The following is a 19,390-nucleotide window of genomic DNA, read 5'->3' as shown; positions in this document are numbered from 1 at the left end:
CACTGACGTTACGGCAGCGGCGGGTTGGCCGGTGAGTACTCGGGCGCCGACCAGCGCAGCGGGCTCGCTCCGGGCGTCTCGACGGCTTCGGTGACGGTGAAGCGGACCGTGCGCTCACCGTCCGGGGCGAACTCGATGCGTGCCGTGCCGGTGAGCTGGAGCGTGGTGCCGGTGGTCCAGTCGAGGAAGAGCAGTCCCGCGCGCGGGTCGGCCGTGAGGTTGCCGAACGTGAGGAACATCGAGTTGCCGGAGTAGTCCGGCCAGCTCAGTTCGCGCGGCGAATCCGCCCGTACGAAGCCGGGGTTGCCGCCGCGATGGCTGGCGTCGGCACCCCGGCCATGGACGGTGGCGAGGAAGAAGGTGTCGGCTGCTTCGATGAACGCCTGCTGTTCGTCAGTGAGTTGCACACTCCTCCGAACGGCAGCCGAGACCGGGCGCTCCACCTCCTCATAACGCTCCCTCTTCTGCAGGTACTTGGGGCAGTTGGAGAACACCTGGTCGGCCTCGACCGCGAATCCGCGCGGCGTGGGGCGCGCCCGTCCGTTGAGGCGCATACGGCGACGGGTGCGCGGGTCGAGCGCGATGGTGCCGACCGGGGCGCCGGCCGCGAGCGTGTCCGCGAGGCGGTCGCCCTCGTGGAGACCGCCCGCGACCGACATCCGCCGGGGGCCAGTGGCCCTGACGAACCCGGGGGCTCCGGTGAGCAGCGAGGCCCAGACGCGGCCCGCCCCGTCCGCCGCGCCGACCACCAGCATCGGCTGGAGCTCCAGGAAGGCGGCGGCCACCGGCCTGATGCCCTGGCCGACGGACCGGCCGACGTGATCGGCGGACTCGCGCACACCGACACGGTCCTGCACGGCGCGCGAGCCGGAGTGGTAAGGGTCGTACACGGCCTGCTCGTACGCAGCCACGGGATCCACCCCTCTTAGAAGAAACCGCAGGTCGGAACGGCCCCGGAAGGCGCCGGAGCCTCCTCGGCGCCGCTCGGCGCGTAGATCTCCAGGCGGATGCCGTCCGGGTCGTGGAAGAAGATGCCGCCCGAGGCCGCGCCCTCGCCGTGGGCGACGACACCGTCGTACGCGAAGTCGACACCGTACGCGCGCAGCGCCGTCTCGTACTCCCGGACCTGCTCGACCGTGTCGGCCTCGACGGCGAGGTGGTGGAGACCGGCGCGTCCCGCGTCGTACCCGTCGTGGGCCTGCTCCCACAGCGTCAGCGTCGGGCGGCCGTCCTCGCCGAAGAGCACGAAACGGCGGCCCTCCTCCTTGCCCTCGGCAAGTACTCCGAAGCCGAGGACATCCCGGTAGAAGACGAGCGAGCGGTCGAGGTCCGTGACATTGAGGCCTATGTGGCCGGTGCGCAGCGTGCTGGTTGCCGACATGGCACACCCCTTCGTCGACGGCTGCCCGCCTCTTGCGGACTAACCTGTGTAATGGAGATTAACGGTTAGATGTGCGCGAAGCAACCGGTCAAGTACTCTTTGCCGGTTAGTCAGGGAAGGGAGCCCCGAGATGTCCGCCGCCCTCGATCCGCGTCCGCTCACCGGCGAGCCGCTCTCCCTCGACCTGCTCAACACACGCTGGATGCACGAGGGCGCCGTGCAGGACCTGCTCGTGGACACCGACGGGCTGGGCGTGTGGCTGGCCGCGAACGGGCTCGACCGCTTCGCCGCCGACGAGTCGACGCTGCGCCATGTACTGGGGGCCCGGGACGCCCTGCGGGCGGTCGTCGACGGTCCGCTGGACGCGGACAGCGCCGCGCCGGTCGACGCCGTCCTCGCGCACGGCCGGATCCGGGCGACCCTCACCGCCGAAGGACCGGGCGAGCGTGCGGAATTCGGGGACGAGTCCTGGGGGCCCGCGTGGCTCGCGGCGCGCGACTACCTGGAGTTGCTGAGCACGGCTCCCGATCGCGTCCGTGCCTGCGCGCACGAGGCGTGCATCCTGCACTTCTTCGACACCTCGCGGAACGGGACGCGACGCTGGTGTTCGATGGCGGTTTGCGGCAACCGGGCCAAGGCGTCTCGCCATTACGCCCGAACGACGCGCTCCGCGTAGCGCTCCGCGGGAAGAGCGGTGCGGCAGCCGCGGGCCGTCCGCGGCTGGGCCACATTGATACAGCCCGCACCCTTAAAAGGGGCGCCCCCACCGCATCTGGGTTACGTCCGCCTATGACGCCCTATCAACTCCATGGCGCATGGCGGGATTACGCCAGCTTCCCCTCGCGTACCTGTCAACTCTCCCCAAACAGGCATCTCTTGCGTAAAGCTGAGCGGTCATCCGGGTTCACATACCGGACTCATGCTCGTCCTTTACCTAACAGGGATGCTGATGACCCCCACTCCCGAGCCTCAGCGTGCTCCGATCAGAGGCGCGAGACACGTGGCCAGAATTGCCGTGGCCGCGGGCCTGGTGGCCGCACTCTCCGCGGCAGGGCCGATACCCATGGCCTTCTCCGCGGACGACCCGGCCGCCCGTGCGGCAACCGACCCGGCTCTCAAGTCCGCCGACGACAAGCTCGGTTCTGCCGATGCCGACCTGCTCGCCGAGGCCCAGGCCGACGGTGCGAAGAACGTCACGATGATGATCGCCACCGCGCCCGGTGAGACCGAGAAGGTCGCCGACCAGCTGGACGCGGTCAAGGGCGGCTCCGTGGGCCGTACCTACGACAAGCTCGGCTACGTCCGCGCCACCGTGCCCACGGCCAGGGCCGAGGCCGCCGTCGACGCCGCCGTGAAGCTCTCCTCCGTGCACGGCATCGACCTGCGCCACGAGATCGTCCGAGAGGACCCGACCCCGGGCGCCGACGGCGCCAAGGGCGCCAAGGCAGAGGCCGCGGCGAAGAGTTACCCGGCCCCGGACAAGAACACCCCGGCGGAGAACCCGTACAACCCGTCCTTCGAGACGGGCGCCGTCGACTTCGTGAAGAAGAACCCGAAGGCGGACGGCCGCGGCATCACCATCGGCGTCCTCGACTCCGGAGTGGACCTCGCCCACCCGGCGCTGCAGAAGACGACCACCGGTGAGCGGAAGATCGTCGACTGGGTGACCTCGACCGACCCGATCATCGACGGCGACGGCAGCTGGCGCCTGATGGCGAACTCCGTCTCCGGGCCCACCTTCACCTTCAACGGGCAGACGTGGACGGCGCCCTCGGGCTCGTACAAGATCAACCTGTTCCGGGAGTCCGTCACGGCGGGCGGTGACGCCGCCGGTGACGTGAACCGCGACGGCGACAAGACCGACACCTGGGGCGTCCTGTACGACGCGGCCGGCACGGTCACCGTCGACGTGAACGGCAACAACGACTTCACCGACGACACCGCGATGAAGCCGTACAAGGACGGCTATCAGATCGGTTACTTCGGCACCGACGACCCGTCGACCGCCGTCGCCGAGCGGCAGCCGTTCGTCGTCGAGATCCGCAAGGACGTGCCGACCGACCCGCTGGGCGGTGACTGGGTCGGCAAGAAGGCCGACTTCGTCAACATCGGCCTCATATCGAGCGAGCACGGCACGCACGTCGCCGGTATCACCGCGGCGAAGGGCCTGTTCGGCGGCAAGATGAACGGCGCCGCCCCGGGTGCGAAGATCGTCTCGTCCCGTGCCTGCGAGTTCGGGCCCGGCTGCACCAACGTCGCGCTCACCGAGGGCATGATCGACCTCGTGACGAACCGCGGCGTCGACATCGTCAACATGTCGATCGGCGGCCTGCCCGCCCTGAACGACGGCAACAACGCGCGCGCCGAGCTCTACACGCGTCTCATCGACGAGTACGGCGTCCAGCTGGTGATCTCCGCGGGCAACTCCGGCCCCGGCGCCAACACCATCGGCGACCCCGGCCTCGCCGACAAGGTCATCTCGGTCGGTGCGGCCATCTCCAAGGAGACCTGGGCGTCCAACTACGGCTCGGCCGTGGAGAAGAAGTACGCCATGTTCCCCTTCTCCTCGCGCGGCCCGCGTGAGGACGGCGGCTTCACCCCGACCCTGGTCGCGCCCGGCGCCGCGGTCAACACCGCGCAGACCTGGCTGCCCGGCGTCATAGCCCCCGAGGCTGGCTACACGCTGCCGCCCGGCTACCAGATGCTCAACGGCACCTCGATGTCCTCCCCGCAGGCCACAGGCGCGTCCGCGCTGCTGCTGTCCGCCGCGAAGCAGAAGGGCGTCGACCTGACGCCCGCGAAGCTGCGCACCGCGCTGACGTCGACCGCCGACCACATCAAGGGTGTCCAGGCGTACGCCGAGGGCGTGGGCCGGATCAACATCGTCGACGCGTGGAAGTCCATCCGGAAGGGCGCCACGGCGCACGAGTACACGGTCAAGGCCCCCGTCGACACCGCCATCGACGAGGCGCTCGAGACCCCGGGCTTCGGCACCGGCCTCTACGACCGTGAGGGCGGGCTCAAGGCCGGCCAGAAGAAGACGTACGACATCACGATCACCCGTACGTCCGGCCCTGACCGCGCGCTGCGGCACGAGCTGCACCTGGAGAACAACAGCGGCAAGACGTTCCGCATCGAGAGCTCCGACGAGGTGTCGCTGCCGCTGAACAAGCCGGTCACGGTGAAGGTCTCCGCGAAGCCGTCCTCGGCCGGCGTCAAGAGCGCGATCCTCGAGGTCGACGACCCGCGCACCGAGGGCATCGACCACCAGGTCATGTCGACGGTCGTGGTCTCGGCCCCGCTGAAGTACTCCTACTCCGCGTCGGGCTCGGTGCAGCGCAACAGCAACGACTCGTACTTCGTGACCGTCCCCGAGGGCGCGAAGACCCTCGAGGTCCGGATGAGCGGGCTGAAGGACAAGAGCCAGACCCGGTTCCTCTCCATCCACCCGTACGGCGTTCAGATGGAATCGTCGTCCTCGCTCGACTGCTACCACAACTTCACCAGCCCGGACAGCAAGCCCTGCCGCCCCGACCTGCGCTCGTACACCGATCCGCAGCCGGGCGTCTGGGAGATCGAGGTCGAGTCGCGCCGTACGTCGCCGCTGCTCGACAACCCGTACAAGCTGGACGTCGCCGTCCTGGGCGCGACCTTCGACCCGGAGCTCGTGACCATCCCCGAGGCCAAGGTCGGCACCCCGACCGACGTCTCCTGGAAGGTGACGAACACGCTGGAGCCAGTCGAGGGCAAGCTCGCGGGCGGCCCGCTCGGCTCCGCCAAGAACGAGCGGCCGACCATCGCCGAGGGCGCCGCCCAGACCAGCACGGTCGAGGTGCCCGCGGGCGCCGATTCGCTGAACGTGACCATCGGCAACCCGTCGGTCGCGAACGCCGACCTCGACCTGTACGTGTACGACGCCGCCGGCAACCAGGTGGGCATCGCGGCCGACGCCGACTCGGAGGAGTCGGTGACGATCGCCAAGCCCGCCGCCGGTACGTACACCGTGGAGATCCAGGGCTACGCGGTCCCGGGCGGCACCACGGAGTACGACTACCGTGACGTGTTCTTCTCGGCCGCGCTCGGCACGATCGAGGCCGACGACACGCAGGTGTCGCTCGGCACGGGCGACTCGGCGACGTTCTCCGGCTCGATCGTCGCGGCTGCCGCGGCGCCCGAGGGCCGCGAGTTCTTCGGCCAGGTGCAGCTCGTGAACGCGCGCGGTACGGCCGCGGGTACGGGCAGCGTGCTGATCGAGAAGGTCACGCCGTAGTTCTCCGGTTCGGTACGGCTGTGGGCGGGCGTCCGGTGTACACACCGGGCGCCCGCCCCTTTTGCCGCCGTCGGCTTGTCGCCGTCAGTCCCCGTTCTGCTGCGGGGCCGGGCACTTGAGCCCGTTTGCCCCGGGGAGCGCGTCCAGGATGTCCTTGCGGGCGTCGCCGACACCCCAGCCGGTCTCCCAGTCCTGCCGGTCCTGCGGGTTCAGCGGCACCCTGACCAGGGTGTACGTACCGACCTTCAGGTCCTGCTTCGCACTGGCCAGCAGCGTGACGGTGATCGTCGGGTGGTCCGTCACGGACTGCTCCGGCCGGTAGTAGCGCTCCACCTTCAGTACGACCCGTACGTTCCCGTCGGCCGCGGGCGTGACGCTCTGCACGGTCCCTTCGACGAGGACCTTCGAGCAGGCGATGTGCGTCTCGGGTGAATACCTGGCGGCCGTGTCCTCGTCGTTGCCGCTCTCGGCCCGGGTGGCGGAGTCGGCGGAGCTCGCGCCGGCGTCGGCCCCGCCACCGGTTTGGACGGCGAGCCATACGAGCCCGCCGAGCAGCGTGGTGCCCATGGCGACCACGAGGGCGCCCAGAGCGAGGCCGGCGTAGCGCCGGGGCTGCCACGATCGCGCGGCGGGCCTGGGCGGCTTCGCTTCGGCCTTGGCCGGTCTCGGTGACACAGGGGCCACCTGGGACCGCTCACTCTCCGCGGCCAGCGCCTCCCCCATGAACAGCAACTGCTCCCGCAGCGCCGCCACGTCCGCCAGCGCCGCACGGTGCTCCGTCATGAACTCCGGGTCGTCCAGGGCCTCCTGGGGCAGCGATTCGTCGGTGATCGCGGCCAGCAGCGCGGCGGTTCGCGCATCGTCCTCGCCCTCGTACTCAGCCACGTCACACCACCTCGTCCTCGTGCAGGCGGGCGCGCAGCGCGCGGACCGCCGTGTGCAGCCTGCTCTTGACCGTGCCCTCCGGGATGCCGAGCTCCTCGGCGATGCCGCGGACCGGCAGATCGGCGTAGAAGCGCAGGACGAGGATCTGCCGCTGGGCGTCCGGCAGCTCGTCCAGGCCCTGGGCCACGGCGAGCGAGAGCACCTTCGTGTCATCGCCCGAGGCGTCCACGGGCTCCAGTTGGCGCAGCGCGGCGAGACGTTCCCCGATCCGCTCCTGCCGGCGCCTGGCCCGGTGCCAGTCCATCGCCAGGTTCGACGCCACGACCGCCACCCACGCGGACACGTCGCGCGGTGCCTCCGCCCCGCTCGCTGCCCGCTCCAGGAGCCGCAGCCGGACCTGCTGCACCCCGTCCGGCAGGTCCGCCTGCGGCACGCCGCCGAGCGCGAGCACCGCTCGCACCCTGCGCTCCTGGGCCACGTCCAGCGGATCGTCCGCCGGAGTGTCGCTCACCAGGCCATCGCTCCCCTGGCCGCGGCGGCTTTTTCTGCGCAGCACAGCCACCCCTCCCCTCGCCACTGCCTCTACGACGCCGGTGCGGGCCAAAACGTTCGACCGAGACGTACGTCACTTCGTGCGGGCGCACACCGTCCCACTCCTCGGGCAGGAGCACAAAGGATTGGACAGGCAGGCCGGGGTGGGACGCATGATGGAACGCTGCCGCCCAGTGATGCACAGGTAAAGGGAGAGAGTCGCCGTGAAGGTAGGAATCGTCGGAGCCACCGGTCAGGTCGGCACGGTCATGCGCAGGATCCTCGTGGAACGGGACTTCCCGGTGGAGACGCTGCGCCTGTTCGCCTCGGCCCGCTCGGCCGGGTCGGTCATCGACGGTGTGACGGTGGAAGACGCTTCGACGGCGGACTACTCCGGCCTGGACATCGTGCTCTTCTCGGCGGGCGGCGCGACGTCGCGGGCGCTGGCCGAGAAGGTCGCCTCGCAGGGCCCGGTCGTGATCGACAACTCCTCAGCCTGGCGCAAGGACCCGGACGTACCCCTGGTGGTGTCCGAGGTGAACCCGCACGCGATCGTGAACCGCCCCAAGGGGATCATCGCCAACCCGAACTGCACGACGATGGCCGCGATGCCGGTGCTGAAGCCGTTGCACGAGGCGGCGGGGCTGGAGGCGCTGGTCGTCGCGACATACCAGGCGGTGTCCGGCTCGGGCCTCGCGGGCGTGGCCGAGCTGCACGGCCAGGCCCAGAAGGTGATCGCCGACGCGGACAAGCTGACGCACGACGGTTCGGCGGTGGACTTCCCCGAGCCGCAGGTCTACAAGCGCCCCATCGCCTTCAACGTCCTCCCCCTCGCGGGCTCGATCGTCGACGACGGCCTGAACGAGACGGACGAGGAGCAGAAGCTCCGCAACGAGTCCCGCAAGATCCTGGAGATCCCCGGCCTCAAGGTCTCCGGCACCTGCGTACGAGTGCCCGTCTTCTCCGGCCACTCTCTCCAGGTGAACGCCCGCTTCGCGCGTCCGCTGCCGGTGGAGCGCGCGACGGAACTCCTGGCGGGCGCTCCCGGCGTCGCTCTGTCGGACATCCCGACCCCCCTCCAGGCCGCGGGCCAGGACCCGTCCTTCGTAGGCCGCATCCGCGCGGACGAGACGGTGGAAAACGGCCTGGCCCTCTTCATCTCCAACGACAACCTCCGCAAGGGCGCGGCCCTGAACGCGATCCAGATCGCGGAACTGGTGGCGGCGGAGCTGAAGGGCTGACGCCTGCCGGTACGCCGCCGGGGGCGGTCACCGTACGGTGACCGCCCCCTTTCCTCATTCCTCGGGGTCATGCCACCTGCACAGAGACATCGCCCCGGCGGATGACCACAGCCACTTCGCCACCGAGTGCGGCGGCGTAGGCACGGAGGGTGTCCAGGCCGTCCGCCTTGCCGTTCTCGATCTGGGACACGCGTGCCTGACTGACGCCGAGGGCGGTTGCGACCTCCTGCTGGGTCAGCCCCGTATCCCGCCGCTGTGCGACCAATTCGTGTCCACGAATGCGAGCCACGTTCTCGGCTCGCATCCTGGCCCGGTCAAGCCGGGCCTGGGCGGAATCCGGCTCCGGATGGTGCTCGAACGCCTTCTGATCTCGGAGCCGCCGCTGGACCCCGGGCGCAGTTCCTTGACGTTGTGCAGCACACTGCCGTGGATTCGGTCCACCGTCGGCCGACCGAGCGTCGGCCCCTCGAGAGCCAGGTGATCCAGCGCTTCCGTGACGCGGTTCGCGGTGCCTTCCGCGTCCCGCCGCTCCATCGAGTGATGGCCCACGGCATGGAAGGATGGCCGAACCGTCACATACGAGGACCGCACCGAGGAGATGACCGCGTGCCTGGCACAAACCTGACCCGTGAAGAGGCGCAGCAGCGGGCGAAGCTGCTCACCGTTGACTCGTACGAGATCGATCTCGACCTCTCCGGCGCGCAGGAGGGAGGCACCTTCCGGTCCGTGACGACGGTGCGCTTCGACGTCGCCGAGACCGGTACGGAGTCCTTCATCGATCTGGTGGCTCCGACCGTCCACGAGGTCACCCTCAACGGGGACTCACTTGATCCCGACGAGGTGTTCAAGGACTCCAGGATCGCCCTGCCGGGGCTGCTGGCCGGTCGCAACATCCTGCGGATCGTCGCCGACTGCGCGTACACCAACACCGGTGAGGGGCTGCACCGGTTCGTCGACCCCGTCGACGAACAGGCCTACCTCTACACCCAGTTCGAGGTCCCGGACGCCCGCCGCGTGTTCGCGTCCTTCGAGCAGCCCGACCTGAAGGCCACCTTCCAGTTCACCGTGAAGGCCCCCACCGGCTGGACCGTCATCTCCAACTCGCCGACGCCCGAGCCCAAGGACGACACCTGGGTCTTCGAGCCGACGCCGAGGATCTCCACGTACATCACCGCGCTCGTCGTCGGCCCGTACCACAGCGTCCACAGCGTGTACGAGAAGGACGGGCAGACCGTCCCGCTCGGTATCTACTGCCGCCCCTCCCTCGCCGAGTACCTGGACTCGGACGCGATCTTCGAGGTCACGCGGCAGGGCTTCGAGTGGTTCCAGGAGAAGTTCGACTACGCGTACCCGTTCAAGAAGTACGACCAGCTCTTCGTGCCGGAGTTCAACGCGGGCGCGATGGAGAACGCGGGCGCGGTCACCCTCCGCGACCAGTACGTCTTCCGGTCCAAGGTGACGGACGCGGCGTACGAGATGCGCGCCTCGACGATCCTGCACGAGCTGGCGCACATGTGGTTCGGCGACCTCGTGACCATGGAGTGGTGGAACGACCTGTGGTTGAACGAGTCGTTCGCCACCTACGCCGAGGCCGCCTGCCAGGCGTACGCCCCCAACAGCCGGTGGCCGCACTCGTGGACCACCTTCGCGAACCAGATGAAGACCTGGGCGTACCGCCAGGACCAGCTCCCGTCCACGCACCCGATCATGGCCGAGATCCGCGACCTGGACGACGTCCTCGTCAACTTCGACGGCATCACGTACGCGAAGGGCGCGAGCGTACTGAAGCAGCTCGTCGCGTACGTCGGCATGGACGAGTTCTTCCGGGGCGTGCAGGCGTACTTCAAGACGCACGCGTATGGGAACACGCGGCTGTCCGACCTTCTCGGCGCGCTGGAGGAGACCAGCGGGCGTGACCTGAAGAACTGGTCGGAGAAATGGCTCCAGACCGCCGGCATCAACATCCTCCGTCCCGAGATCGAGACCGACGCGAACGGCGTCATCACCTCCTTCGCCATCCGCCAGGAGGCCCCGGCCCTGCCCGCCGGCGCCAAGGGTGAGGCGACGCTGCGCCCGCACCGCATCGCGATCGGCCTCTACGACCTGGACGGTTCAGAAGGCGCCGGCGGCAAGCTGCTGCGCGACCCCGAGGGCGGCCGCATCGAGCTGGACGTCGACGGCGAACTGACCGCCGTACCCGAGCTGGTGGGCAAGCGCCGCCCCGATGTCGTACTCCTCAACGACGACGACCTCTCGTACGCGAAGGTCCGCCTCGACGAGCAGTCGCTGGCCTTCGTCACGGAGCACCTGGGCGACTTCGAGGCGTCCCTCCCCCGCGCCCTGTGCTGGGCCTCGGCCTGGGACATGACACGCGACGCGGAACTCGCCGCCCGCGACTACCTCTCGCTCGTGCTGTCCGGCATCGGCAAGGAGTCCGACATCGGCGTCGTGCAGTCGCTGCACCGCCAGGTGAAGCTGGCCCTCGACCTGTACGCGGACCCGGCCTGGCGCGAGACCGGCCTGACCCGCTGGACCGTGGCCGCGCTGGAGCACCTGCACGCGGCCGAGCCCGGCAGCGACCACCAGCTGGCCTGGGCGCGCGCCTTCGCGGCGACGGCCCGTACCCCGGAACAGCTGGGCCTCCTGGAGGGGCTGCTCAGCGGCAGCGAGACCATCGAGGGGCTGGCCGTGGACACCGAGCTGCGCTGGACGTTCGTGCATCGGCTCGCCGCGACGGGCCGGTTCGACGAGGCGGAGATCACCGCCGAGTACGAGCGGGACAAGACGGCCGCCGGTGAACGCCACGCGGCGACCGCACGGGCCGCCCGTCCGACCGAGGCGGCGAAGGCGGAGGCCTGGGCCTCGGTCGTCGAGTCCGACAAGCTGCCGAACGCCGTACAGGAAGCGGTGATCAGCGGCTTCGTCCAGACCGACCAGCGCGACCTGCTCGCCCCGTACACGGAGAAGTTCTTCGCGGCGGTCAAGGACGTCTGGGAGTCCCGTTCGCACGAGATGGCCCAGCAGATCGCGGTCGGCCTCTACCCGTCCGTACAGGTCTCCCAGGACACCCTGGACAAGACGGACGCGTGGCTCGCCTCCGCCGAGCCCAACGCGGCGCTGCGCCGGCTGGTCTCGGAGTCCCGCTCGGGCGTGGAGCGCGCGCTGAAGGCACAGGCCGCGGACGCGGCCTCCGCACAGGAGTAGTCCGTACGGAAAGGGGGCGCCCGGTGTCCCACCGGGCGCCCCCTTTTACCCGTCCAGGAGCCGCTGGGCCAGCCGGAGCATGGTGCGGGTGTGCAGCGCGGTCTGGCGGTGGACCGGTACCCAGCGGGCGTCGAAGGTGGCGTCCAGCTCGCGGCTCCAGTCGCTCACCAGGGCATCGAGGGCCTCGATGGCGGCCGTACCCGTCGCCGCCTCGCCGAAGGCGCCCCTCATCATCGCCGCCGCGCGCAGCGGGATACGGCGGGCCGCGATGCCGAGGGAGACGGAGTTGCCGACGGTGGTGGCGAGTTCGGCGTCGCCGAGGCCCCGGGCGTCGTGCGTGGTCCAGGTGTCGACCACGCCGGGGCCGATGTCCATGAGCTCGCGGGCGGCTGTGTAGAACGGCAGCCGGGCGGGGTCCCGGGGCGGCCGGTCGGCCAACGGGCCGAGTACTTCCTCCAGTTGCTTGGAACGGCTGAGCAGGATCTCCGAGGCACGGTCGATCTCCCGTCCGGGGTCGGCGACGCGGCTCGGGTCGCTCACGGCCGCCACGCTCCACAGGGGTGCCTCGACGACGGCCGACACGGTGCCGTGCCGCATCGCGTACGTCCAGGTGGAACGGGACGTGTAGCCGGACGGGTCGCGTTCGTCGGCCGGACTGCCGTCGGGCCGGACGAGCACGCCGGGACTGTCGACGAACCAGCCCATGCCGTCGAACGGCCGGTACTCCAGGGGGATTTGGAGCTCCGCCGCCACAGCGCGGAAGGCGTCCGGCGCGCCGGGCAGAGGACGGGTGAGTTGCAGGAACGATCCGCCTGCTTCGACGCCGTGCAGCGAGAACTGCACGACGGGCCGCAGCTCGTCGAGGAGCCGGGTGAGCGCTCGGGACTCCGGCAGGGGCGGACGCGGATCGGCTTTGACGGGCGGGAACTCCGGCTGTCCGGCGAAGGCGGGCCGGTAGAAGCCCCGGTAGTACTCCTCCAGCGTGGGCCGCTCGGCGAACCGGCGCTCGGCGAGGGCGGCGCCGTCGGGATCCAGGCACAGCAGGAAGTGCCAGGTGCAGCCCCATTCTTCGAGGACAGCCGGGTCGCGTACGAACTCCTCGGCCATGGCCAGCGCGGACACCCCGCCGACGGGCTCATTGGCATGCGCTCCGGCCACGGTGAGAACCTGCCGCTCACCCCGCCCGAACGACAGCACCCAGAGCGGCCGTCCGGCCCGCGACTCCCCGGCGCTCCGCAGGCGCACCACCCCGGGACGGGCCACCACCATCGCCCGCGCCGCGCGCGTCAGCTCGTCGACAGTGAGGATCACGACCCCAACTCCTCACTTCCGCACGGATGTCGAGCGTTCATGACGGCCGATGGGGTCCGGTGGACCACCGCCTCGTCAAGGCTCAAGGTGCCGCGTCAGGGAGTCAAGGGCGCGGTCCTGGGGAGCGCAGGGGGCTTTGGGGCGGCTGCGGCGGAAGTGCCGGGGTTCGTGTCGGCACCGAGGCAGGCCGATCCTGCCGTCCGGGCGTCCGCGCCGAGGCAGGCCGCACCGTCCTCCCGCGCGCCGCCACGGCCGGGAAAACTCCGGCCCGCTCGCGAAGCTTCGTACGCGGCCCGAGCTGCCCCACGACCGTCGCCGCGAACGCCAGCGCCATGCCCGCCAGCTGTACGGGGCCGAGCGACTGACCGAGCGCGACCCAGCCGACGACGGCCGCGGTCAGCGGGGAGAGCGGGCCGAGGAAGGTGACCTGGGTGGCGGCGAGGCGGCCGATGCCGCGGAACCAGAGCCAGTACGCCACCGCCGTGTTGGCCAGCGCGAGATAGAGGTAGCCGCCGATCGCCCGGCCGTCGAGCGCGGGCGGCGCCCCTTCGACGAGCAACGCCGGCGGAGCGATCAGGAGGCCGCCCGCGGTCAACTGCCAGCCGGTGAGCGCCAACGGGCCCACGCCCTCCGGCCGCCCCCACCTCTTGGTGAGCACCGTCCCGGCGGACATCGACGCGGTCGCCGCGAGCGCCGCCGCGACCCCGATGACGTCCAGTGCACCCGTCGCCTTGAGCACGACGAGGCTGACGCCGAGGGCCGCCGCGATGCCGGTGAGGAGCGTACGGACGGTCGGGCGCTCGCCGAGCAGCAGCGCCGCGAGGCCCGCGACGAACAGCGGGCCGACGGAGCCGACGACCGCCGCCAGGCCGCCGGGCAGGCGGTACGCGGAGAGGAAGAGCAGCGGGAAGAAGGCGCCGATGTTCAGCGCGCCAAGGGCCGCCGCCTTCCACCACCACACGCCGCTGGGCAGCTTGCGGGCGACGACGAGCAGGACAAGCCCGGCGGGCAGGGCCCGCACCAGGCCGGTGAACAGGGGGCGGTCGGCCGGCAGGAACTCCGTGGTGACGGCGTAGGTGGTGCCCCAGGAGATGGGAGCCAGGGCGGTGAGAGCGATGGTGAGGGGGGCGGCAAGCGTGGTGGGGCGGGCGGTGGGGCGGTTCATGACCGGCTCCAAGGGGCGGCGGGCAGCATGGTTGGCGGGGCGGCAGGGCCGGCTGAGTAGCTTGCCCCTAAGTAGCTTAGCTCTAAGCTACTTCCCGTCAAGCTACTTTCCGTCGAGCTACTTTCTTGCGAGTGACCGACCCACCACGGATACTCGCCCCATGAGCAGCACGCCCAAGCCCCCCCGGGATGCCGTCGACGCGATCATCGACCAGTGGGCCGTCGTACGGCCCGATCTGGACACCGCCGCGATGGAGGTGTTCGGCCGCGTGTTCCGGCTCTCGCGGACCATGGGCGACCGGATGGAGAAGGCGTACGCCCGGTTCGGGGTCTCGCGCGGCGAGTTCGACGTACTCGCCACGCTCCGACGGTCCGGTGCCCCGTACACCCTCTCGCCCCGTCGGCTCTCGGAGACGCTGATGCTGACCACCGGCGGGATGACCGGGCGGCTCGACAAGCTGGAGCGGGCCGGTCTCCTCCGCCGGTCTCCCGACCCCCACGACCGCCGAGCCCTCCAGGTCACGCTCACGAACAAGGGGTTGGCGGTGATCGACGAGGCGGTCGAGGCCGGGCTCGCCCTCCAGACGGAGGCGCTGTCGGCGCTCGACGACGAACAGGCCGGCCAACTGGCCGACCTGTTGCGTCAGTTGCTCGCGGGCACGGTCACCCCACAGCCGTAGCCGGCGCCTCCTCGATCAGCACTCCGCGTCCCCCGACTCCGCCGCCCAGGCCGCGTATCCGTCGGGGCGGACCAACAGCTTCGTACGCCGGTCGCCGGTGAGAACACGTCGAGGGCGCCGTCCTGGCACACGTACCGCGAAACCCGCGTACGTGTGCCAGGACGGCGCCCTCAACAGAAAACTCGGAGAGGACCGAGGTCAGGAGGCCTGCACCTGCTCCTCGCCCTGCATCCTGCCCTGCGCCTTGCCCCCGGGCTTCGGCTTCGGCTGCCGGTCCGTCGACCTGTCCAGGACCATCACCAGGCCGGCGATGACCGCGAACAGCGCGATCGGCGCCACGACGTACAGGCCGAGCGTCTCGATGACGCTCAGGCCCTGGCCGGGGTCGTCACCGTCGTCGGGGATCAGCGCGAGGGCGGGGGACGACGTGAGCAGCATCATCAGCGTCGTGCCGGCGGCCAGGGTGCCGGCTCGCAGAGCGTTCTTCTTGTCCACGGGCCCACGGTAGCCAACGGCTCCCTCGTGCGCTCGCCCGGGGTGCCGTTTACCTGGGCTGCGCCCAGACCCCGGTGTCTCCGCCGGGTGGGGCGCCTGTGGGTGGGCGGGGGTTTTCTTTCCCCAGGCCCGCCCCTTCCCGAAACCGGGGGCCGCGCCCCCAGGCCCCCGCCGGGGGGTGGGGGGTGACACGGCGTGTCGCGGCTGCGGGTGCGTCGTGGCTGGTCGCTCCCACACTCTCGGCTCCGCTCGAGCGGGGGGGACCCTCATGAGCGGGCGGACCCCATCGCGGCGGAGCCTCAAATGGATACAGCCCCGCGCCCCTATGGGGCGCGCCCCGAACCCCAGCGTCACGCAGCACCCGGAGCGCGCCCCCGCACCACATCCAGCAACGCATGCAGCCTGGGCGAAGCCGCCAGTTCCTCCAGCGTCACCGGGCGGCCCTCCGCGTCGGCGATCGGCAGGCGCCAGTTCGGGTACTGGTTCCAGGTGCCGGGGACGTTCTGCGGGCGGCGGTCGCCGACTGTGTCGGGGAGCCAGATGCCGATCATGCGGGCGGGGGTGCGGAGCAGGAAGCGGTGGACGGCCTGGATCTCTGCCTCCTCCGAGACCGCGGCTCCGCCGCCCAGGCCGTCGAGGAGGCCCAGGCGGGCCAGCAGGGTCAGCCACTCCCCCGCATCCGCGGAGGCCTCGGCGCGCTCCTCCTCCAGGGGGCGGGTCAACAGGCCCAGGCGGTCGCGGAGTTCGACGTGGTCACCGGTGAGGCGGGCCGCGGTGGGCGGCAGGTCGTGGGTGGTGGCGGTGGCGAGGCAGTCGGCGCGCCAGCGTTCGGGCGGCAGGGGCTGGCCGTCGCCCTCCCAGTCCCGCTCGAACCACAGTACGGACGTGCCGAGCACGCCGCGCTCGTGCAGCGTGTCGCGGACGCCCGGTTCGACGGTGCCGAGGTCCTCGCCGATCACGAGCGCTCCGGCGCGCCAGGCCTCCAGCACGAGGATCGCGAGCATGGCTTCGGCGTCGTAACGGACGTACGTCCCTTCCGTCGGCGCCTCGCCCTGCGGGATCCACCAGAGCCGGAACAGGCCCATGACGTGGTCGATGCGCAGCGCGCCCGCGTACCTGAACAGGGCGCGCAGGAGACGGCGGTAGGGGGCGTAGCCGGAGTCGGCAAGGCGGTCGGGGCGCCAAGGGGGCAGGCTCCAGTCCTGGCCGCGGGCGTTGAAGGCGTCGGGGGGCGCGCCGACGGTCATGCCCGCCGCGAAGTACTCCTGTTGCGCCCAGGCGTCGGCGCCGCCGGGATGCACGCCGACGGCGAGATCGTGCACCAGTCCGACGGGCATGCCCGCATCGCGCGCGCTGCGCTGCGCGGTGGCGAGCTGGCTGTCGGTGAGCCAGACGAGACGGCTGTGGAAGTCGACACGGTCCATCAACTCGCCGCGGGCGCGGGCGGTTTCGGGCGAGCGGGGGTCGCGCAGGCCGGCCGGCCAGGAGTGCCAGTCGGAGCCGTATCTCTCCGCGAGCGCGAACCAGGTGGCGTGGTCCTCCAGGGCCTCGCCCTCCTCGGCGAGGAAGTCACAGTAGGCGGCGCGCCGTCCGGGCCCGAGCGGCACGTCGTGTACGAGCTCCAGGGCTTCGCGCTTGAGTTCCCATACGGCGTCGCGGTCGATCAACGCGCCTTTGTGGAGCACGGATTCGCGCAGCCGGTCGGCCCGCTCCAGCAGCGTACGAACGCGGTCGCGGTCCTCGACGTACGCGAATTCCGGGATGTCCTCGACCCGCAGATGCACCGGGTCGGGGAAGCGGCGTGAGGAGGGCCGGTACGGGGAGGGGTCGGTGGGCTCGCCGGGCACGGCCACGTGCAGTGGGTTGACCTGCACGAATCCGGCGCCGAGCGCCCGCCCAGCCCAGGCCGTCAGCTCGGCCAGGTCCCCGAGGTCACCCATGCCCCAGGAGCGCCGGGAGAGGAGGGAGTAGAGCTGGACGAGCAGTCCGTACGTCCGTCCCGGAGGCGCCGGCAACCGGGACGGGGCGACCACCAGGTGGGCGCGGGCGGTGCGGCCGTCGGGGGCGGTGGCCGTCAACTCGTGTACGCCGTACGGGAGTTTCTCGGCGGACGAGCGAGTCTCGCCCTGCTCGGTGCGGATCCGCAGGCGGGTGCCCGCGGGCAGTGCGGTGAGAGCGTCGGGCAGCGGACCGCTCGGGCGCCCGGCCCGGGCGGTCGGCGCGGGGTCGTCCGCCGCGGGTTCCCGGTCGCCGCCCGCGGCGGCGGCTCCGCTCCAGCACACCACGGTCGGCGGCAGCAGCCGCTCCCGCAGCTCCGTCTCACGGGCCGCGAGCGACCTCTCGACGGCCTCCGGAGTCCGGGCGTCGACGCCCAGCGCGCCGAGCGCGGCGATCACCGCGGCCTCCGAGGCGGGCACCGTACGGTCCGAAGACGGGCTGTAGGAGGTGGCGACGCCGTGCAGCGCGGCGAGCCGGGACAGCGGCATCAGACCCCCGGGAAGTCCAGGCCGGCGGCGGCGCCCGTGGAGGTGGGCTCGCTCGTCAGGGGGGCGGCGTCGGCGAGGGGCGGTTCGCTGGTGAGGGGTGCGGCATCGGGCAGCGGCGGCTCACTGGTCAGCGGAGCCTCGGCGCATGAGCCCTCGGCGCTGAATACGCAAAGGTGCAGGTCGGGGTCGGCGGGCAGGCCCGCCAGGCGTTTGGAGGGGTCCTCCAGGCGGTCTTCCGAGCGTTTGGAAAGGGCCGAGAGCAGAAGCGGTGCCGATGCGGCCACGAGTGCCTCCTTGGAGAAGTCGATGGTGCGGGGTCAGGGGCCCCATACCCAGCGGGCGCGGACACAGACGTAAACGAGTGGGCAACGTGTTGGTGTTCACATTCTCTCCCGGATCCTGGGTTACTACCGAGGATCTTTTTGTCGGGCCGCGCTTCGGGCGGATTTCCTGCCCACTATTCACTCGGTACATATACGGGGTACATACTGGTCCCCATGAGCACCCGCCACATCCTGCTGGGGCTGCTCGCCGGTGGGCCGAGCCATGGCTACGACCTCAAGCGACGGCACGACGAACGTTTCCCGCAAGCCCGTCCGCTGGCCTACGGGCAGGTCTACACGACCCTGCAACGCCTGGTGCGCGACGGTCTCGCCGAGGTCGACGGCACCGATTCCGCCGGCGGCCCGGAGCGGACGCGGTACCGGTCGACCGGCGAAGGGGAGCGTGAGCTGGCCAAGTGGACGGGCGAGATCACGCCGCCCGCACCCTTCGTGACGAACGAGATCTTCGCCAAGGTCGTCTGCGCGATCCTCGCCTCCACGGACCCGGACGACTATCTGCGCGCCCAGCGCGCCGCGCACATGGAGCGGATGCGGCAGCTCACGGCGGTCAAGACCGACCAGGGCGCCGATCTCGCGACGGTCCTCTCGGCCGACTACGCCCTGTCCCATCTCGACGCCGACCTGCGTTGGATGAACACCACCGCCGCCCGGCTCACCACTCTGACCGTGGAGGTCGACGCAGCATGAGCAACGAAGTGCCGCTCCTGGCGGCCCGTGCCCTCGCCAAGGCGCACGGCAGAACGCAGGCGCTGCGTGGCGCCACGATCGAACTGCACGCGGGCGAGATCCTCGCCGTCACCGGGGCCAGCGGCAGCGGAAAGTCCACGCTTCTGCACTGCCTGGCCGGGATCGTCCGCCCCGACGAGGGCTCGGTGGTCTACGCAGGGCAGCGCCTGGACCAGCTGCCGGACAAGCGGCTCACCGAGCTGCGGCGCACGGAGTTCGGGGTGGTGTTCCAGTTCGGGCAGCTCATCCCGGAGTTGACCGCGATCGACAACGTGGCGCTGCCTCTGCTGCTCGCGGGAGTGCGGCGGGCCGAGGCGCACCAGCGGGCGGGCGAATGGATGGAACGCTTCGGCGTGCGCGGCCAGGAGGAGCTGCGGCCGGGCGAGATGAGCGGCGGCCAGGCCCAACGGGTGTCGATGGCACGGGCGTTGGTGACCGGTCCGAAGGTCGTCTTCGCCGACGAGCCGACCGGCGCGCTCGACTCCCTGGCGAGTGAGCAGGTGATGACGGCGATGGTGCACACCGTCCGGGAGGCGGGCACGACGGTGCTCCTCATCACGCACGACCACCAGGTCGCGGCGTACGCGGACCGTGAGGTGCGGCTGAAGGACGGCGTCGTCCTTGAGGACTCGGTGGACCTGGAGGCGGCCCAGTGAGGGCGCCGGTGAAGGC

The 19,390-nt window shown here is 70.9% G+C and carries 17 protein-coding genes; 7 read left to right on the top strand and 10 right to left on the bottom strand.

Going from position 1 to position 19,390, the window contains the following annotated elements:
* Positions 1 to 8: 8 nt before the first annotated feature.
* Entirely contained in the window at positions 9 to 911 is a 903-nt protein-coding gene (locus ACFYO0_RS06530; RefSeq protein ID WP_388671602.1) for a pyridoxamine 5'-phosphate oxidase family protein, read from the bottom strand.
* A 14-nt stretch (positions 912 to 925) separates the two neighbouring features.
* Complete coding sequence (locus tag ACFYO0_RS06525) at positions 926 to 1,381, bottom strand: VOC family protein (RefSeq protein WP_388671600.1); 456 nt, start codon at positions 1,379 to 1,381, stop codon at positions 926 to 928.
* Between the two features lie 130 nt (positions 1,382 to 1,511).
* Between ACFYO0_RS06525 and ACFYO0_RS06520 the strand changes: the two genes are divergently transcribed.
* Together ACFYO0_RS06520 and ACFYO0_RS06515 are read left to right on the top strand one after the other, a co-directional pair.
* A complete protein-coding gene (locus ACFYO0_RS06520) occupies positions 1,512 to 2,057 on the top strand; it encodes a CGNR zinc finger domain-containing protein (RefSeq protein WP_388671597.1) in 546 nt (181 codons plus the stop codon).
* 267 nt (positions 2,058 to 2,324) lie between these two features.
* Positions 2,325 to 5,651 (top strand): S8 family serine peptidase, encoded by a 3,327-nt coding sequence (locus ACFYO0_RS06515; protein ID WP_388671595.1) that lies wholly within the window; start codon positions 2,325 to 2,327, stop codon positions 5,649 to 5,651.
* A gap of 84 nt (positions 5,652 to 5,735) precedes the next feature.
* Here the strand turns inward: ACFYO0_RS06515 and ACFYO0_RS06510 are convergent, their stop codons facing one another.
* Together ACFYO0_RS06510 and ACFYO0_RS06505 are read right to left on the bottom strand one after the other, a co-directional pair.
* Positions 5,736 to 6,536 carry a hypothetical protein gene (locus tag ACFYO0_RS06510; protein ID WP_388671593.1) on the bottom strand — a complete coding sequence of 267 codons (801 nt, stop codon included), beginning with the start codon at positions 6,534 to 6,536 and terminating at the stop codon, positions 5,736 to 5,738.
* A 1-nt stretch (position 6,537) separates the two neighbouring features.
* Positions 6,538 to 7,098, bottom strand: coding sequence for an RNA polymerase sigma factor (locus ACFYO0_RS06505; protein WP_388671591.1), 561 nt, complete (start codon positions 7,096 to 7,098; stop codon positions 6,538 to 6,540).
* 193 nt (positions 7,099 to 7,291) lie between these two features.
* On the opposite strand from ACFYO0_RS06505, the gene ACFYO0_RS06500 reads away from it, so the two are divergent.
* Positions 7,292 to 8,308, top strand: coding sequence for an aspartate-semialdehyde dehydrogenase (locus ACFYO0_RS06500; RefSeq protein ID WP_386353002.1), 1,017 nt, complete (start codon positions 7,292 to 7,294; stop codon positions 8,306 to 8,308).
* A 67-nt stretch (positions 8,309 to 8,375) separates the two neighbouring features.
* Here ACFYO0_RS06500 and ACFYO0_RS06495 read toward each other — a convergent pair whose 3' ends face one another.
* Positions 8,376 to 8,597 (bottom strand): helix-turn-helix domain-containing protein, encoded by a 222-nt coding sequence (locus ACFYO0_RS06495; protein WP_388671588.1) that lies wholly within the window; start codon positions 8,595 to 8,597, stop codon positions 8,376 to 8,378.
* Between the two features lie 317 nt (positions 8,598 to 8,914).
* On the opposite strand from ACFYO0_RS06495, the gene pepN reads away from it, so the two are divergent.
* Positions 8,915 to 11,512, top strand: coding sequence for an aminopeptidase N (gene pepN, locus ACFYO0_RS06490; protein WP_388671585.1), 2,598 nt, complete (start codon positions 8,915 to 8,917; stop codon positions 11,510 to 11,512).
* Positions 11,513 to 11,557: 45 nt separating this feature from the next.
* Here pepN and ACFYO0_RS06485 read toward each other — a convergent pair whose 3' ends face one another.
* Together ACFYO0_RS06485 and ACFYO0_RS06480 are read right to left on the bottom strand one after the other, a co-directional pair.
* Positions 11,558 to 12,823 (bottom strand): M14 family zinc carboxypeptidase, encoded by a 1,266-nt coding sequence (locus tag ACFYO0_RS06485; protein ID WP_388671582.1) that lies wholly within the window; start codon positions 12,821 to 12,823, stop codon positions 11,558 to 11,560.
* Positions 12,824 to 12,926: 103 nt separating this feature from the next.
* Entirely contained in the window at positions 12,927 to 13,988 is a 1,062-nt protein-coding gene (locus tag ACFYO0_RS06480; RefSeq protein WP_388671579.1) for an EamA family transporter, read from the bottom strand.
* Between the two features lie 160 nt (positions 13,989 to 14,148).
* Here ACFYO0_RS06480 and ACFYO0_RS06475 point away from each other — a divergent pair, with 160 nt between their 5' ends.
* A complete protein-coding gene (locus ACFYO0_RS06475; protein WP_388671576.1) occupies positions 14,149 to 14,667 on the top strand; it encodes a MarR family winged helix-turn-helix transcriptional regulator in 519 nt (172 codons plus the stop codon).
* 198 nt (positions 14,668 to 14,865) lie between these two features.
* On the opposite strand, the gene ACFYO0_RS06470 is transcribed toward ACFYO0_RS06475, so the two are convergent.
* The 3 genes from ACFYO0_RS06470 to ACFYO0_RS06460 form a co-directional block, all read right to left on the bottom strand.
* On the bottom strand, positions 14,866 to 15,162 hold the full coding sequence (locus ACFYO0_RS06470) for a hypothetical protein (protein ID WP_388671573.1): 297 nt from the start codon (positions 15,160 to 15,162) through the stop codon (positions 14,866 to 14,868).
* A 350-nt stretch (positions 15,163 to 15,512) separates the two neighbouring features.
* Positions 15,513 to 17,648 carry a 4-alpha-glucanotransferase gene (malQ, locus tag ACFYO0_RS06465; protein WP_388671570.1) on the bottom strand — a complete coding sequence of 712 codons (2,136 nt, stop codon included), beginning with the start codon at positions 17,646 to 17,648 and terminating at the stop codon, positions 15,513 to 15,515.
* A complete protein-coding gene (locus ACFYO0_RS06460) occupies positions 17,648 to 17,932 on the bottom strand; it encodes a hypothetical protein (RefSeq protein WP_388671567.1) in 285 nt (94 codons plus the stop codon). The genes malQ and ACFYO0_RS06460 overlap by 1 nt, the downstream gene beginning before the upstream one ends.
* A 213-nt stretch (positions 17,933 to 18,145) precedes the next feature.
* On the opposite strand from ACFYO0_RS06460, the gene ACFYO0_RS06455 reads away from it, so the two are divergent.
* Together ACFYO0_RS06455 and ACFYO0_RS06450 are read left to right on the top strand one after the other, a co-directional pair.
* Positions 18,146 to 18,679, top strand: a complete 534-nt coding sequence (locus ACFYO0_RS06455) for a PadR family transcriptional regulator (protein WP_388671564.1) — start codon at positions 18,146 to 18,148, stop codon at positions 18,677 to 18,679.
* Entirely contained in the window at positions 18,676 to 19,374 is a 699-nt protein-coding gene (locus ACFYO0_RS06450) for an ABC transporter ATP-binding protein (protein WP_388671561.1), read from the top strand. Before ACFYO0_RS06455 ends, ACFYO0_RS06450 begins: the two co-directional genes overlap by 4 nt.
* The last annotated feature ends 16 nt before the right edge of the window (positions 19,375 to 19,390 follow it).

Source organism: Streptomyces sp. NPDC006365 (assembly GCF_042870755.1).
Taxonomy (GTDB): Bacteria; Actinomycetota; Actinomycetes; order Streptomycetales; family Streptomycetaceae; genus Streptomyces; species Streptomyces xiangluensis.
The sequence above is the reverse complement of the archived record's forward strand: the minus strand, read 5'-3'. Positions and strand labels throughout refer to the sequence as shown.